The organism is Pseudomonas sp. TMW22090 (assembly GCF_022496665.1).
Taxonomy (GTDB): Bacteria; Pseudomonadota; Gammaproteobacteria; order Pseudomonadales; family Pseudomonadaceae; genus Aquipseudomonas; species Aquipseudomonas gregormendelii.
Map to the genome: position 1 here is coordinate 433142 of NZ_SCFH01000002.1, position 14158 is coordinate 447299.

Annotated in this window: 14 protein-coding genes; 4 read left to right on the plus strand and 10 right to left on the minus strand. The window is 60.9% G+C overall.

Features of this window, described 5'->3' with window-relative positions; translation table 11 throughout:
* Window positions 1–24 precede the first annotated feature (24 nt).
* The 3 genes from EQV97_RS08100 to EQV97_RS08110 all read left to right on the plus strand — a co-directional run bounded on the left by EQV97_RS08100 (window position 25) and on the right by EQV97_RS08110 (window position 3226).
* Entirely contained in the window at window positions 25–525 is a 501-nt protein-coding gene (locus EQV97_RS08100; RefSeq protein ID WP_240888788.1) for a DUF6622 family protein, read from the plus strand.
* A 234-nt stretch (window positions 526–759) separates the two neighbouring features.
* Entirely contained in the window at window positions 760–1464 is a 705-nt protein-coding gene (locus EQV97_RS08105) for a hypothetical protein (protein WP_225570968.1), read from the plus strand.
* Window positions 1465–1804: 340 nt separating this feature from the next.
* Window positions 1805–3226 (plus strand): PLP-dependent aminotransferase family protein, encoded by a 1422-nt coding sequence (locus EQV97_RS08110; RefSeq protein WP_122837603.1) that lies wholly within the window; start codon window positions 1805–1807, stop codon window positions 3224–3226.
* 92 nt (window positions 3227–3318) lie between these two features.
* On the opposite strand, the gene EQV97_RS08115 is transcribed toward EQV97_RS08110, so the two are convergent.
* From EQV97_RS08115 to EQV97_RS08160, 10 genes are all read right to left on the minus strand, one after another.
* Window positions 3319–4119 (minus strand): N-acyl homoserine lactonase family protein, encoded by an 801-nt coding sequence (locus tag EQV97_RS08115; protein WP_240888789.1) that lies wholly within the window; start codon window positions 4117–4119, stop codon window positions 3319–3321.
* Between the two features lie 15 nt (window positions 4120–4134).
* Entirely contained in the window at window positions 4135–5094 is a 960-nt protein-coding gene (locus EQV97_RS08120) for a diiron oxygenase (RefSeq protein WP_225570965.1), read from the minus strand.
* A gap of 67 nt (window positions 5095–5161) precedes the next feature.
* Window positions 5162–5917, minus strand: coding sequence for a TauD/TfdA family dioxygenase (locus EQV97_RS08125; RefSeq protein WP_240888790.1), 756 nt, complete (start codon window positions 5915–5917; stop codon window positions 5162–5164).
* An 18-nt stretch (window positions 5918–5935) separates the two neighbouring features.
* Window positions 5936–6811, minus strand: coding sequence for a branched-chain amino acid aminotransferase (locus EQV97_RS08130; protein WP_122837599.1), 876 nt, complete (start codon window positions 6809–6811; stop codon window positions 5936–5938).
* A 24-nt stretch (window positions 6812–6835) separates the two neighbouring features.
* Window positions 6836–8176, minus strand: coding sequence for a lysine 2,3-aminomutase (locus tag EQV97_RS08135; RefSeq protein ID WP_122837598.1), 1341 nt, complete (start codon window positions 8174–8176; stop codon window positions 6836–6838).
* 29 nt (window positions 8177–8205) lie between these two features.
* Window positions 8206–8850 (minus strand): glutathione transferase, encoded by a 645-nt coding sequence (gene yfcF, locus EQV97_RS08140; protein ID WP_122837597.1) that lies wholly within the window; start codon window positions 8848–8850, stop codon window positions 8206–8208.
* 202 nt (window positions 8851–9052) lie between these two features.
* On the minus strand, window positions 9053–9520 hold the full coding sequence (locus EQV97_RS08145) for a cupin domain-containing protein (protein WP_225570962.1): 468 nt from the start codon (window positions 9518–9520) through the stop codon (window positions 9053–9055).
* A gap of 82 nt (window positions 9521–9602) precedes the next feature.
* Window positions 9603–10097, minus strand: a complete 495-nt coding sequence (locus EQV97_RS08150) for a RidA family protein (protein ID WP_122837595.1) — start codon at window positions 10095–10097, stop codon at window positions 9603–9605.
* A gap of 27 nt (window positions 10098–10124) precedes the next feature.
* Window positions 10125–11405, minus strand: coding sequence for a biotin carboxylase (locus tag EQV97_RS08155; protein WP_240888791.1), 1281 nt, complete (start codon window positions 11403–11405; stop codon window positions 10125–10127).
* A gap of 42 nt (window positions 11406–11447) precedes the next feature.
* Complete coding sequence (locus tag EQV97_RS08160; RefSeq protein WP_240888792.1) at window positions 11448–12548, minus strand: hypothetical protein; 1101 nt, start codon at window positions 12546–12548, stop codon at window positions 11448–11450.
* Between the two features lie 149 nt (window positions 12549–12697).
* On the opposite strand from EQV97_RS08160, the gene EQV97_RS08165 reads away from it, so the two are divergent.
* Window positions 12698–14116, plus strand: coding sequence for a PLP-dependent aminotransferase family protein (locus tag EQV97_RS08165; protein WP_122837592.1), 1419 nt, complete (start codon window positions 12698–12700; stop codon window positions 14114–14116).
* Window positions 14117–14158: the final 42 nt, after the last annotated feature.

Consider the following 14158-nt stretch of genomic DNA (forward strand, 5'->3'; position numbering starts at 1 on the left):
GCTTTTCGACACGGACACGTCAAGATGCTCAACGCCCTGCAAAATACCCCGCCGTGGGTCTACGCGCTCTTCGTACTGCTTTGCTATTTCGGGATCAAGGCCCTCTCCCCCACCCGGGAAAGCAAAATCTCGCTGCTGATCACGCCGCCGATCCTGCTCGCCTGGTCCCTGTATTCGCTCAATCTGGCGCTGCATCCGGTGTTATCGCTGGGCTTCTGGCTGGTCGCCGTACTGGTGGGCAGCGCTGCTGCCCTGCTGGTTTTTTCCAGCCAGGACGTCAGGCTGGATGCCTCGGGAGCCGGGCTGATCCTGCCCGGTACCAGCAAGACCTTGGTGCTCTATCTGCTGTTGTTTGCGGTCAATTACTACTTCGGCTATGAGGCCGAGGTTCACCCGCAACAATCCAACACGCTGCCATTGCTGTTGCTCAAGTCCTGCGCGTCCGGGATTGCCAGCGGTCTGTTCTGCGGGCGTTCGATCAGGTTTTATCAGGTGTTTCGCGGCCTCAAGGCAACTCATGCGTAGGAGCTGGCGAAGCCTGCGATCTTTTGATCTTTGGCTAGGTGGGGGCCGCCAGGATCAGGATCAGGATCAAAAGATCGCAGCCTGCGGCAGCTCCTACGGGGTACCGAGGTGGATGTTTTGGCCGCTGGCCTGTTCGTCCGTGACAACACGACGCCGGTCCAATAGATTAGGCGGCCTGAAAAGGCCCCGGGCTTTCTCGCCTCATCCCAAGTTAAAAGAAGTAGTGAAATTTCAATGTCCGATTCCAATACCGCTGAATCCGTAGTCACCTTGTCGTCCAAAGCGGAATACGAAAACTCCATCAATCTTTCACAACACCTGCCACAGGCCAAGACTATCGCCGAGATGGTCCTGGACTCGTTCCAGTCGACCCGTGAAAGCGACCAGATCCGCGAACTGCGTGCCGCGATCCGCCAGGCTCACGACAGCTTTGACGATGACAAGGCCTACGAACTGATGGGCGAACTCAAGCAGCTCAAGGACGCCGAGGCCGCTGATATCGCGGCACTGGAAGACCTCAGCAGCAAGTTCCCGATCAGCCGCATCCTGTCCAGCTTCAAGGACGATCCTGCGTTCCAGGAAATCGTCTACGGCCTGGCGCTGAAAGTGCTGAACCAGACTCATCAGGCCATCAGCAATCCGGGTAGCAGCAAGGGCAAGACCGTGCGGGCTAAGAAAGAAGTCGAAGTGTTCACCATCAGCAAGGACGGCGTGAGCGTCACCTTGCCGCTGCGCACGCCGCGTTCGCGCCTGAACGTTGATCGCCAAGCGCTGGAGTTCCTCGGTTTTGCGTTCGTCGGTGAAGGCGATGAAGCGGAGCTGGAAAGCGAAACCTTCCTCGACAACGCCGGGACTGAACAGGCGGTCAACCGCAAGAACATCATCACTGCGCTGCAGCAACAGACAGCGTTCGATGGCTTCAGCATCGCTGCCCAGTAACACACCTCCCGCAGCGCAGCGCCCTCCCCGTGGCGCGGGAGCTCGCGCCCCCTGGATTGCGTAGCGGCCGCGTAATAGTGGCAGCACGGCTTCTTTTTTGAGTGCTGCCCACTCAAGCGCGAGCAAGCTGCAGGCTTTTTCGCCAGCTCGTGTTTCTCCCAAGCCCCGCCCCTGTGCGGGGCTTTTTATTGCCTGCGATTCAGGCAAGTCCGCGACTACTGTTCCAGTATCGAATCAGCACTAACACTTCCCTTAACCCTCGAGCACCATGGGTCCGCCTGCGGGGAGCGTCTACTCACTGTTCAGCCCCGACCTCAGTGGTGCAACTGCTGAGGCCTGCATGAACACACTTCCCCTGTACCGTCAGTTAGCCAATCACTACCTCGACGCGATCCGCAGCGGCACCTTGAAAACCGGCGAACGCTTTCCGTCGATCCGCCTGATGATGGAGAAGCACGCGGTCAGCCTGTCGACTGCGGTGCAGGTGTGCCGGGAGCTGGAGGGCCAGGGGGTGCTGGAGGCGCGTCCGCGCTCGGGCAACTATATTCGCCAGCCGGAACCCCTGCCCCACCCCCTGCCACCGCCGCCGCTGGCTGCCGATGCATACGTCGGCATTCACCAACAGGTGTCGTCGGTACTCAAGGCGAGCCAGCGAGCGACGATCAAGGTCAATTTCGCCAACCCTTATTGCGCGCCGCAGCTCTACCCGCTGAAGACCCTGCAGGACCACATGGTCAAGGCGTTGCGTCAGAATCAACAGCTGCTGGGCACCACCGCGCCCACCAGCGGCAACCTCGCCCTGCGCAACATCCTCGCTCGCCGCGCCCTGACCAGCAAAACCCACCTGAGCGCCGAGCAGATCGTGATCACCAACGGCGCCACCGAGGCGCTTAACCTGGCCCTGCGCGCCGTCACCCAGCCCGGTGATACGGTTGCCGTCGAGTCGCCAACCTTCCACGGCCTGCTGCAGATTCTCGAAAGCCTTAATCTGCGGGTGCGCGAGGTGCCGGCAACGGCGCACTGCGGGATCAATCTGTTTGCCCTGGAACAATTACTACGAGGTGCTGAACCGATCCGCGCCGTGATCGTGATACCCAATCTGCAAAACCCCCTGGGCAGCATCATGCCCGACTCGCACAAGGCCCGACTGGTGCAACTGTGCGCCGAGCACGCCACGGTGCTGATCGAGGACGACACCTACGGCGACCTGGTGGACACCGAGCAACCGTTGTCCACGCTGAAACACTGGGACCGCAGCGACAACCTGATCTACTGCGCCTCGCTGAACAAGACCCTCGCGCCGGGGATGCGCCTGGGCTGGATCAGTGCCGGGCGCTGGCACGACCGGGTGGAGATGCTCAAGCACAGCCAGTCGAGGGGGTGTGAGGCGCTGTCGCAATTGGCGGTGAGTGCGTTCATGAAGACGCCGTCCTACGAACGTTACCTGCGCCGACTGAGGAACACCCTGACCCAGCAGCGCCAGCAGATGCACACCGCGATCCTGCGGCATTTTCCCCAAGACACCCGCGTGACCGAGCCGCAGGGCGGCACCCTGTTATGGGTGGAATTGCCGCCTGGGTATGCCTCGATGCGTTTGTTTCATGAGGGGTTGAAGGTGGGTATTCAGATTTTGCCTGGGGATATCTTTTCCAATGGGCCGGGGTTTGGGCACTGCCTGAGAATCGCGTGTGGCGCGCCGTTCACGCCGAGGATCGAGGAGGCGGTGGCGACCCTGGGACTACTCCTGAAAAACCAGAGGTGAAGCCGGTTTGATGGAGATACCCGGGGTGTATACGTAACCCGCACGAGGGCTGTGTTGCAGGTCGGGTTCAGGTGCAGGCCCCAAGGCGTTTTTCAGCTGGGGTTTTCGTGCAGGCAGATGATGTGCGGGTCATCATTCCAATGCGCAAAACGCTCGGCGATCAGGGGGTCGTGGCCAGGGATGACGTGCTCCTCGCCGTCCGCCAGGCGCTCGATCTCGTTGAAGGCTTCCAGCGTTTGCGCCAGGTCATCGATAATCGGAAACGGACTGCGCTGGCGAATGTTCACCCACAAATGCGCAGCGTCCGAAGCCAGCACAATCCAACCGCGCCGGGTATTGACCCGCACCACCTGGCTGCCCGGCGTGTGCCCGCCCACTGGATGCAGGGTCACGCCGGCGGCGACCTCGACGGTGCCAGTGTGCAAACGCATGCGCCCCTCGAACAGCGGCGGCAGCGCCGACATCACGTCGTCGACTTCGTAGGTTTTGTTTACCGTGCTATGGGCCATTTTCGGTCCGGTGCAGAAGCGCAGTTCCGCCTCCTGCAGGTGCACGGTGGCCTTGGGAAACAAACCCAGGTTTCCGGCATGGTCCCAGTGCAGATGAGTCAGGACCAGGTTGTCGACCTGCGCCGGATCAACCCCCAGCTGGCGTAGGGATTCTTCCGGCAGGCGATACATCTGACGGTTGCGCCGATCTGCGGTGGCCGGCTGGAAACAGGTATCCACCACGATCACGCGTTGCTCATGGCGAATCACCCAGAAGTAATAATCCAGCGGCATCGGCGCGTCAGGATCACCACAACAGGCGTCGTACAGAAAATTCTCCCGTGCCGTGCGCTGGGCATTGGCACCGACACGGATGGCGAACACTTCGTACTCGGGAACGGACATGGCGCAACTCCTGATTCAGGCCACCGATGCGGTCTTGAGCGTCGGCCGGAAGTCGAAATCGATTTGCCCGGTGATACCCAGGTCCTCGGCCAGACGCAGGAGCCCGCTGTAGTCGCGCATGATGGTTGCATTACGGTTGCTCTCACGGGTGTCGGCGATGATCAGCGCCGCGTCCTCAACCCCCAGTTGAGTCAGGATCGCTTCCCACATCGAGTAGTCCTGGGCGACAAAGGCACTCAGGGCCACGGACAACGTACGGGCGAAAAATTCCCGCTGCGGCGGCTGCATGTTCCCGTACATGACCTTGGCCACCTCGGCCAGGACCTTGCTGTGGGCATACTCGTCACGATTGTGCAGCTCGGCTACGCGACGGTTTTGCGGCTGGATGCTCTGGTCGTCCGCCAATAGATCCAGGTAGGCATTGACGCTGATTTCGGCCACCACTGCAAAAGTGATCGAGGCCAGGTCCCGCTGCCACTGTTCGGGCAATGCTTCGCGCAGGGCCAGCAGCCGCAGATAAGTGACCGACGGCGGCAAGTCCAGCGTCTGGTCCAGCGCGCGGTCGACCCGGGTGCGCTCGATCGCGCGCAGGTGCATCAGGGTGTGGTAGTGCTCGTCGATCAGCGTCTGCTGCATCGCCTCGCGAAAATGCCAGTCATGCTGCCCCAGGTATTGATTGGCGATGACGCTCAATGCGGGGTTTACCACATGTTCTTCGGCCGTGACCGTGCGCAGGTTGTAGCCGATCCAGCCCCAGGTCAGCACGCTGCTCTTGAGCTCCTCGCTCAGGGCCTGGAATTTCGGGTGATGAAAAAACGGCACCATGCACTCCGGGTAATCCGGACGCGCAGGGTCGAAGGCTTCGCCGGCCTGCCACTTGTCCGGCGCACACACCGTGGCTCGTTTGGTCCATGCCTGGTTGAGCCGCACGATCAATTGATGATCGACTTTGGCGATCTCGATGGCTGTTTGCATAACGCATTACCTGTAGGACGCGAACCCACCCAGGGGTACGCAAATAAAATGAACGGCACCGGAAAAATCAGGCCAGCCAGTAGCGGGTCAGGTTGCGCGCCGGGTCAGTGTAACGACTGCGGGCGTGGATCATCCGCCAGTTGTCCCAAATCAGCAGGCAGCCGTTCGGGATCAACACCGGGGTGTTGTGCTCCAGGAAATACGCTTCCCCCAGCACCGCGAACCGCGCCAGCGGCGAGGCGCTGTTGGCCACCAGCGACTGCTGCAGATCTTCTTTGGAGGGATTGACGTCGCCGTAGTGAAACTGGTTGTAGCTGAAACGGAAGATGTCGCCGTCTGGCGTCGGCGTCAGGATGTATTCCTGAACCCGCCGTTGCGCGGCTTCCCCGGGCTTGGCCGTGGCCACGAACTCCACGGGCGTCTCGACGAGCCACTGGTGCAACTGCGGCTCGGTGCGTTCCAGCAATGCCAGGAACCGGTAGCCGTCGACCAGGCCCGTGTGGCCGCCGCCGCAGGTCGCCTGTTGATGACAATGCAACGCCAGGTAACGTGGCGGCGGAGCATAGACCGGTGCCTCGGTGTGCGGGCCGATACCGTTCATGCTCTGGGAGTACGGCAGGTCTTCGTAGCCCGGCTTGCGCGTAATCGGGAACGCTGTCTGGCCGTTGAACTGCGGAATGATCGGACCGAACTGCTGCAGGGTGCCGACCACATCATCGGCAAATTCGTCGGCGGTCAGTACTGTCCAGCCCCGTGCTGCCAATTCTTCGTGGCGGTGGCCCAGTGAAACATCAGTTTTAAATGCAATCCCTTGATCGGACATGGTGAGATTCCTGGCGGTTTATCCGGCGTTGACGGTGGCGGTGTAGGCGGCAATGAATTCGCGACAGGCGTTGCCCGGGCGATAGCGCTGCTCGTCAATGCTGCGCACGGGGGTGATTTCGGCAGCGGTGCCCGTCAGAAAACACTCCTCGAAGTCGCTGAGCTCAGTAGGAAGAATCGTGCGCTCGACCACCTGGTAATCCAGCGCCCCGGCCAATTCGATTACGGTCTGGCGGGTGATGCCGTTGAGGAAGCAGTCGGGCAGCGGCGTGTGCAGCGTCCGGTCCTTGACGAAGAACACGTTGGCGCTGGTGGCCTCGGCGACATGGCCACGCCAGTCGAGCATCAGCGCATCGTGAAAGCCGTTGTTTTCTGCATCGTGCTTGCTCAGGGTGGCGATCTGGTAATGCCCCGAAGCCTTGGCTTCGAACGGGCTACTGCTGGGGGGCGGCCGGCGCCAGTCGGCGGTCTTCAGGCGAATGCCGCCCATGTGCCCTGCCGGGTCGAAGTAACTCGGCCATTGCCAGCAGGCGATCGCCAGGTGCACGCGATTGAAGCGGGCCGAAGTCGAGATCATGTCGCTGCCGCGCCACGCCACCGGCCGCACGTATCCGTCGACCACGTGATTGCGCTGCAGCAGTTCATGGCTGGCCGATTCCAGTTCGGCCAGCTCATAGGGAATCACGAAATCCATCAATTGTGCCGAGCGATACAACCGCTCGCTGTGTTCGCGCAGCTTGAAGATTCTGCCGTTGTACACACGCTCGCCTTCGTACACGGTGCTCGCGTAATGCAAACCATGGGTCAACACATGCAAGCGCGCCTGGGACCATTCGACGAACTCGCCGTCGAGCCAGATAACCCCTTCGCGCTGATCAAACGGGATGCCACTCATGTCCATGTCTCCTGATGAATCGTCCTATGCCGTTTCCAGCAGAACCGGTATCAATTCGGGTGCAGCCAGCGGCTCGTCCTGAAAGAAGAATCGCCGCTCGCCAAAAGCTGGGCGCAGGTCATCGAACCAGCTGGCGTGGGGATCGAATTGCGCATGAAAGGTGCGCAGCACCCATTGCGGATCCCGGGCCTGGAGAAACTGCAACACGAAGACTTTTTCTCCGGCCACGGTTTCAATCCCGTTGATCAGAACCTTGCCGTAGAAGGTGCTCATCGAGGGGCCGCGCACCGTGCGGGCGAGCCCGGACACGCTGCGATAGGCCGCCTGGAAAATCTCGAAGGCCCGGGCCAGCGGCATTGCAAAGTAATGACGAGGGCCGGTGTCGCGCTCGACGAACATGTAATAGGGCACCGCGCCCAGTCGCACGCCTTCGGTCCAGAGCTCGGCCCAATCGGCGGGGTTTTCGTTGATATGGCGGATCACCGGCGCCTGCATGCGCAACACGGCGCCGGTGGAGCGAATGCGTTCGACGGCCTGGCGGGCGATGTCCTGGCGCAGCTCGACCGGGTGGTTGTAGTGCCCCATTACTGACAAGTGCTTGCCTGCCGCGACGATTCGCCGGAACAGTGCCAGCAGCTCGGGGGCATCCTTGTCGCTGACGAACCGCTGCGGCCAGTAAGCCACCGACTTGGTACCGATGCGGATACTGCGCAGGTGCGGCAACTCCAGCAGCGGCTCGATGTAACCGGCCAGCGAGCGAGTGTTCATGATCATCGGGTCACCGCCGGTGATCAGCACGTCAGTGACTTCGGTGTGCACCCGCAGGTAACTCACCAGTTCCTGGGACTCACGGGCGTTGAACTTGAGTTCTTCTTCACCGATAAACTGCGCCCAGCGAAAACAGAAGGTGCAGTACGCGTGACAGGTCTGGCCGGCGCCAGGGAAGAACAGCACGGTTTCCCGGTACTTGTGCTGAATGCCCGGGAGGACTTTACCGTCCAGGCTTGCGCTGTTATGGGTCAGCTGGCCGGCCGGATGGGGGTTCATGCGCAGCCAGATTGCTTCGATTCGGCGCTTGATGGCCGCAGCGTCGTCCTGCTCGATCAGTTGCTTGAGCGACGCATACTCCTTCGGCAACAGCATGTCCGGGTGGGGGAAAGTCATGCGGAAAATCGGATCGTCGGGAATGTTGTCCCAGTCGATCAATGTTTCCAGCACGTATTCGTTGGTGCGAAACGGCATCACCCGCGCGACCACGTCCATGGCTTCCTGTAACGCTGGCGTGAGCCTGTGCCAGTACGGCGTCTCGCGGATGGTCCGGGCGTTATAGGGCTTGTATCTGTGCAGCTCCGACATTCCCTGCATGGCAGCGCTCCCGATGAATTCCTGGCGAGTTACTGGGCAGCCGGCGCTGTGCGCTCGATGTCCATCCACGCCCGCACACTGTCGCGGTCCCACTGCCGGCGAACATAGGCGGCAAGTCGCGCCGGCACATGATCGCCATTGGCAAGCAGGCGGTTGAGCATGATTGCCAGGTCGGTATCAGCGATGCTCCAGTCACCGAACAGGTGATCGGCGCCGCCTTTGAGCAGGCGATCGGCCACGAAGAACAATCGGTCCACGGCCACCAGGGCCTCCTCGGACAGGGGCGTGTCTTTTGTTCCGAAGTAGATGAGATCCGCCGGACGCTCCCGGCGAATGATCAGCAGGTCGCTGCGTAACCAGGCCTGAAGCTGACGGGCCCGGGCGCGCAGCCGGGTGTCTGCAGGGAACAGTTTTCGGCCCTCGGGCGCTATTTCGTCCAGGTACTCGGCAATGGCCGAAGACTCTGAAAGCGCGAAGTCTTCATGGACCAGGGTAGGTATCTTGCAAGTCATCGACAGGTCTCGATAACTCGCCTGATAGTTCTCTCTACTTTTCAAATCAAGGGTTACACATTCAAACGGAAGTTGTTTTTCTTTCAGCGCCACAAATGCCGACATGGCAAAAGCACTGACAAAATCCGCCCCTACGTACAACTTTATCTTTGCACTTTCCATGGACCACTCCCTTGCATCAAGACTATTAATCCGTTGCACTGGAGTCGATGCTAGATAGTTGCTCATGCACTGAACAGATACAGAAATTATCTGTTTATACGGATACAGAGACGCGCGACGGGCAATCCAAAAACAAAAAAAGGGAGTCGGCTAATGCGGACTCCCGTAAGGACAGCAAACAGAATATGGGGGTTGTCGAGGCTCAGCTCACTGCGTTGGCCATACTGGAAAGCAACGCCAATTGCGGCATGTTGCTCATGTTGAGCATGGCCATCGACTCGGTGGCGCTGGTGTTGACGAAGCCATGTCGGGTCCAGGCGGGCACCAGCAGGACGTCGCCGGTGCTGGCTCGCACCTCGTCACCCTCGCCCATGGTCAGCAGGCCGCTGCCGGCCTGTATGACAAACAGATGCCACCAGCCATGGGCGTGGCCATTCAACACAGCGCCGGGTTTCAACCATTGCATGGACACCGCCACACCCGGTGTCAACTTGCAGCCTTCAAGGCTGTTGTCGTGGGCCAATGCGACGATGTCGACTTCGCTGGCCGCAAGACTTTCGCGCATTGTGGCAAGTTTATCGCTCGTCCATACCCGCGCACTCTGGGGCGGCTGATGCAAACTCTGGCGAAACTCGTCATATGAAAAAAAAGCACCTTGAACATTATCCATTCGCGCCTTCCAACTTGATGTCGACGTCAATTCACCGAACAGTAGGTGAAGCCATCGACACTGTAAACCCAACACGCCGAGCTTATAACGCAGAAGGCCGCAAGGCTGCGATCATGTCCACTTCCACCGCCGCGTTCTTTGGCAACTGATAAACCCCAACTGTGGTTCTTGTATGTTTACCCGCATCCCCCAGCACATGACTGAAGACGTCCGATGCGCCATTGGCCACTTCACTGAGGTCGACAAAGTCCGCGGTGGATTTCACGTACACAGTGACCCGCACCAGCGACTTGATTTTATCCAGCGAACCGATGGCATCCACTATCAACGCCAGCCCGCGCATGGCACTGATGCTGGCGGCTGCCTGGGCATCACTGAGGCTGAGCTCCAGGCCAACCCGTCCGGGGTATTGGATCTTGCCATTCATGCGCGGCACCATGCCGCTGATATACAGCTCATCATGGTGCCGTACCAACGGCGCGTAGTGGCCGCCGGCGGTGTTTTCACCGTAGATGTCGTAACCCAACTCCTTGGCGAGGGTGAGGAAGCGCTCATCACAGGTTGTCTGTTCAAACATGGGTATTACCTCTCAATCAAATCGTGTTCAGCCCATCGCTCGGGCGGGCGGCGCCAGGCAGGCGACTTCCATGCGCACTTCAACCGCCTCGGCCAGGCGCAACAAGTCACTGGTGAGCTGCTCGTAGTCCTTGTTGAACAGGACGATGTGGCCGATAAATGAAGTGTTGTCCTTGACCAGCGCCGACACCGAGTCGCCGATGCGCCGCTCATACACGGCCGCCACCAACTCGATGCCGAGCATCCGCGCCACGGCGTCAATGTCTGGCAGGTCACGCAACAGGCCACCGCCCGGCGCCCTGAGCAGGCGAATGCCGCAGTAACCCCGCGCGACCGGATCCTGTCGCTCGCACTGGCCCTCCACGGCCCACCTTACCCAGCGCTCCCATGGGTCGAAGTCGACAAAGGCAATGCGCGCCAGGTCCCAGATGTGCATGCCGCCAGGGCGCATGTTGGTTTCCACCGCCGAAGTGAGCTGGTCAGCGCGCAGGAAGATTTCGTTGTGGTAGGCACCGTTGTCCAAGGAGACCAGCCCCGACATGTGCCGCCCCGCCGCTGCCAGGCGGGCCTGGGCATCACCCTGCAACGGCGCAGGCACCACCTGCTGGATCTCGGCCCGGAAGGCGCCTTCGGTCGTGATTTTCTCGGTGATCCAGCTGCTGCCGGCCACATAGTCCCAGCTGTATTCCCGAGCATCGCGAACCAATTCTTCAAGCACGATGCCGCCACTGCGATAAGGCTTGAGTGCCTGCCATGCCTCGTCGCATTCGGACGGGTGATGGATCACCCGGCAGCCGCGACTGGCACCTTCACAGGCGGGCTTGATGAACGCCCTGCCACCCAGTTCGACGACCCGCTGGCGCAGTTCTGCCAGGCTCTCGACACGGGTTGAAAATACTGGCCGGTAATCTTCGGGAGCCTTGCTGGAGGTGGCTTCGAGCTTGCGGAAAATCTGCTTGTCCAGCCCCGCCCGTGCTTCGTTGGGCGTGATACCCGGGAGTCCGAAATGACTGGCCAGGGCCGCGCCGAGCAACACCCCGCGGTCGGAAAACGGCAGCACGCCGATCAGTTTCCAGCGATCGACCGCCAGGCAGCCCACCACCAGTTCCAGGGAATCGGTTACATCCTCGGGCGCCAGTGAAGCGCTGCAGACGTGGTCCGCCACCTGGTCGTCATCAGGGGCAATGCGCTCGACCACCAGGATCAGCCTTGCGTTGTAGAGCGTCTTGCAGAGGTCGCGCAGCTTCTGGATATCGTGAACCCGGTTGCCGTTGTACCCGACCACTACTACGCATGACGTCGTCTTCATGAAACCTCCTGACTGTGAAGCAAAAAAAGCAACCGCAATGGCTCAGTCGTGCAGCGCCGCGTTGGATGTGCGGTTGAGCCAGTACCACGCCAGAATCCCGCCCGCGCCGATGGCGGCCAGCAACAAGGCGTTGTAGGGCGCCGGCACCACCCGCATGATCAGCACCGTTAGCCCGGCGCCGACGCCCAGGGACACTTCCTTGACGAACATGTTGTTCTGCTTGACCGAGAAGTAATCGAGATAGCTGAAGGCGCACTCGGCGATGGACAGCAAGGCCACCCAGATCAACGCGCCGATCAGGGTTTCCACATGAAAGGCCGCGGGAGACGAGAGCACCACAAAGCCTGCGACGATGATTCCGATCACCGCGAGTACCTTGAAGCGACCCGTGCGCTCGATGAGTTTCATCACCGGCACCTGGGCGAACACCACGACCGCGCTGTTGAGGATCAGCATCAGGCCGTACCACGCTGGCAACTCACCGGTTTCGAGCAGGATCGCCTGCGGAAGAATCGAGAACACACCAAACAGCTTGATGCCCATGATGATGCCGGCGATCGCCCACGGCAGTTTGTTGCGCCAGCCACTGCCTTCCTGTGTCACCGGACTGACTGCCGCTGACTGGGTGGTGAAGGTCGCGCCCATGGCGATGGGCACGCACAGCAGGACAAAGCTGGCGGCACCGAGGAAAAACAGGGGCGGGGTCAGCAGTGGCGACAGCAGGATCAGCCCGGCCAGCAGGCTGCCCATGTTCATCGCCACCCGGTTGTAGGCTGCGCCCTCCTTGGTCTGGGCCGCTTCGCTCTTGATCAGGTAACCGGCAATCGCGATGCCATAGGCAAACAGCGCCGCAGCGAACATCACCATGCCCTGGTTGCTGGTGACGGCCAGCAGCACCAACCCCAGGGCGGCGCACAGCAGAGTGACGCTCAGGGAACGACGGCCCAGCACCAGCAACGTCAACGGCAGCAGCAATAACAACGCCCGATAACCCAGGGCAAGGATGCTGTTGGTGGCGGTGTCGAGCCAGACGTTGGCCTTGCCCAGCACGGCAAACAACGACACGGCGGTAATGATCCGGATCGTGAACAGACGGATGTTGATCACCGGTTTGGCGATGGCGGCCGTTGTCTCGATACTCATGCAACACCTCTGGAACCAAGTGATTGTGCGAGCAAAAAACGCCGACAATCAGGAAAGACTGTAAGGTGATGGTAGAGAGAGACACTTGTCTTGATCAGAGCAAGTTCGTATAGAATCGAACGAACTTTACTGCCGGAGAGACCAGTAAAATGCAGGTTCAACGCGCAGTCATCGCGGCCATCGAATTCCAGCCCGGCGTACCGCTGGTGCAGCAGATCGTCGATCAGCTGTCGGTGGCGATCAACCAGGGCGGCCTGCCCCACGGCTCCCGCCTGCCGCCCATTCGCGAGCTTTCGGACCTGATGAATGTGGGCAAGTCCACGGTGGTCGACGCCCTGGATCGGCTGCGTGCCAAGGGCCTGGTGGTTTCCCGCCAGGGCTCGGGGCATTTCGTACACCGCTCCAGCGCCATGCCCAAACTGGATGCCGGCCCCGACCTGCTGCCTCAGGACACGCTCAGCGTGGTCCGCCGCGCTGTGCTGCAGGACAACGGCGCACTACGTCCCGGCGCAGGTTTTCTGCCTTCCTCATGGCTACCGGCCGATGAGTTGCTCAAAGCCGTGCGCGGGACCCTGCGCGACGCCTCCCTGCGCATGGGTGAATACGGCGTGGCCGCCGGTTATCCGCCGTTGCGCGAAGCCTTGCGGGTCAAGCTGACAGCCATCGGCATCGAGGTGCCGGTGGAGCAGATCGTCACCACCGCCAATACCGTGCAGGCCATCGATATGCTGATGCGCCTGCTGATCAAACCCGGCGACACCGTGCTGCTCGACGACCCGTGCTACTTCACCATGCACACCAACCTGGCCTTGCACGGTGCCAAGGTCGTCACCGTCCACCGGGGTGTCGAGGGCATGGACCTGGAAGCTTTCGAGCGAACAGTCATTGCCCATCGGCCTGTGCTCTACATGACCAACAACAGTCTGCATAACCCCACCGGACACTCGTTCTCGCCGGCGCAGGTCTATCGCTTGCTGGAGTTGAGTCACCGCTACGGCTTCCACATTGTCGAAGACGATTTGTATTGCGACCTGCAACAACGAGGTACCCCGCGCCTGGCGGCAGGCGGGCTGGACAACGTCAGCTATGTGTCCGGCTTCTCCAAGACCCTGACCGCCAACAGTCGCGTCAGCTACGCGGTGCTTGCGCCGCCACTGGCCGCACGCATGATCGGGCTCAAGATGGCCGCCGGCGGCATGACCTCGGAGCTGGCCGAGCAGATCGTCTGCAACATGCTCAGCGACGGCAGCTACGCCAAACACACCCGCCGCACCGTGGACCGGCTCTACGACTCGAGCAACCGGGTGACCCGCTGGCTGGAAGAAGCCGGTTGCTCGGTGTCATCGTTGCCCCATGAGGGGTTGTTCATCTGGACCCGATTACCTGATGGGTACCATGCCGAGACCCTGGCCAGGAAAGGCCTGGAAATCGATTTGGTCCTGGCCCCCGGCACCCTGCTCAGCAAAGCCCCGGACGCGGGCCAGCACCTGCGCTTCAACGTCGCCCACAGCGACAGCAGCCAGGTGCGCGAGCGCTTTTTCCGGTTGCTGGATAAACCACAAAAATAGCCGACCACCGCCCTCCCCTACGGGGGTTCGGTTTGCCTACTC

Excerpts from the sequence above, each read along its gene's own strand:
- EQV97_RS08120 (WP_225570965.1), bottom strand. The coding sequence starts at position 5,094 with ATGCAAACAGCCATCGAGATCGCCAAAGTCGATCATCAATTGATCGTG.
- EQV97_RS08165 (WP_122837592.1), top strand. The coding sequence starts at position 12,698 with ATGCAGGTTCAACGCGCAGTCATCGCGGCCATCGAATTCCAGCCCGGC.
- EQV97_RS08110 (WP_122837603.1), top strand. The coding sequence starts at position 1,805 with ATGAACACACTTCCCCTGTACCGTCAGTTAGCCAATCACTACCTCGAC.
- EQV97_RS08145 (WP_225570962.1), bottom strand. The coding sequence starts at position 9,520 with ATGGATAATGTTCAAGGTGCTTTTTTTTCATATGACGAGTTTCGCCAG.
- yfcF (WP_122837597.1), bottom strand. The coding sequence starts at position 8,850 with ATGGAAAGTGCAAAGATAAAGTTGTACGTAGGGGCGGATTTTGTCAGT.
- EQV97_RS08135 (WP_122837598.1), bottom strand. The coding sequence starts at position 8,176 with ATGCAGGGAATGTCGGAGCTGCACAGATACAAGCCCTATAACGCCCGG.
- EQV97_RS08105 (WP_225570968.1), top strand. The coding sequence starts at position 760 with ATGTCCGATTCCAATACCGCTGAATCCGTAGTCACCTTGTCGTCCAAA.
- EQV97_RS08150 (WP_122837595.1), bottom strand. The coding sequence starts at position 10,097 with ATGTTTGAACAGACAACCTGTGATGAGCGCTTCCTCACCCTCGCCAAG.
- EQV97_RS08125 (WP_240888790.1), bottom strand. The coding sequence starts at position 5,917 with ATGTCCGATCAAGGGATTGCATTTAAAACTGATGTTTCACTGGGCCAC.
- EQV97_RS08160 (WP_240888792.1), bottom strand. The coding sequence starts at position 12,548 with ATGAGTATCGAGACAACGGCCGCCATCGCCAAACCGGTGATCAACATC.
- EQV97_RS08130 (WP_122837599.1), bottom strand. The coding sequence starts at position 6,811 with ATGAGTGGCATCCCGTTTGATCAGCGCGAAGGGGTTATCTGGCTCGAC.
- EQV97_RS08155 (WP_240888791.1), bottom strand. The coding sequence starts at position 11,405 with ATGAAGACGACGTCATGCGTAGTAGTGGTCGGGTACAACGGCAACCGG.
- EQV97_RS08100 (WP_240888788.1), top strand. The coding sequence starts at position 25 with ATGCTCAACGCCCTGCAAAATACCCCGCCGTGGGTCTACGCGCTCTTC.
- EQV97_RS08115 (WP_240888789.1), bottom strand. The coding sequence starts at position 4,119 with ATGTCCGTTCCCGAGTACGAAGTGTTCGCCATCCGTGTCGGTGCCAAT.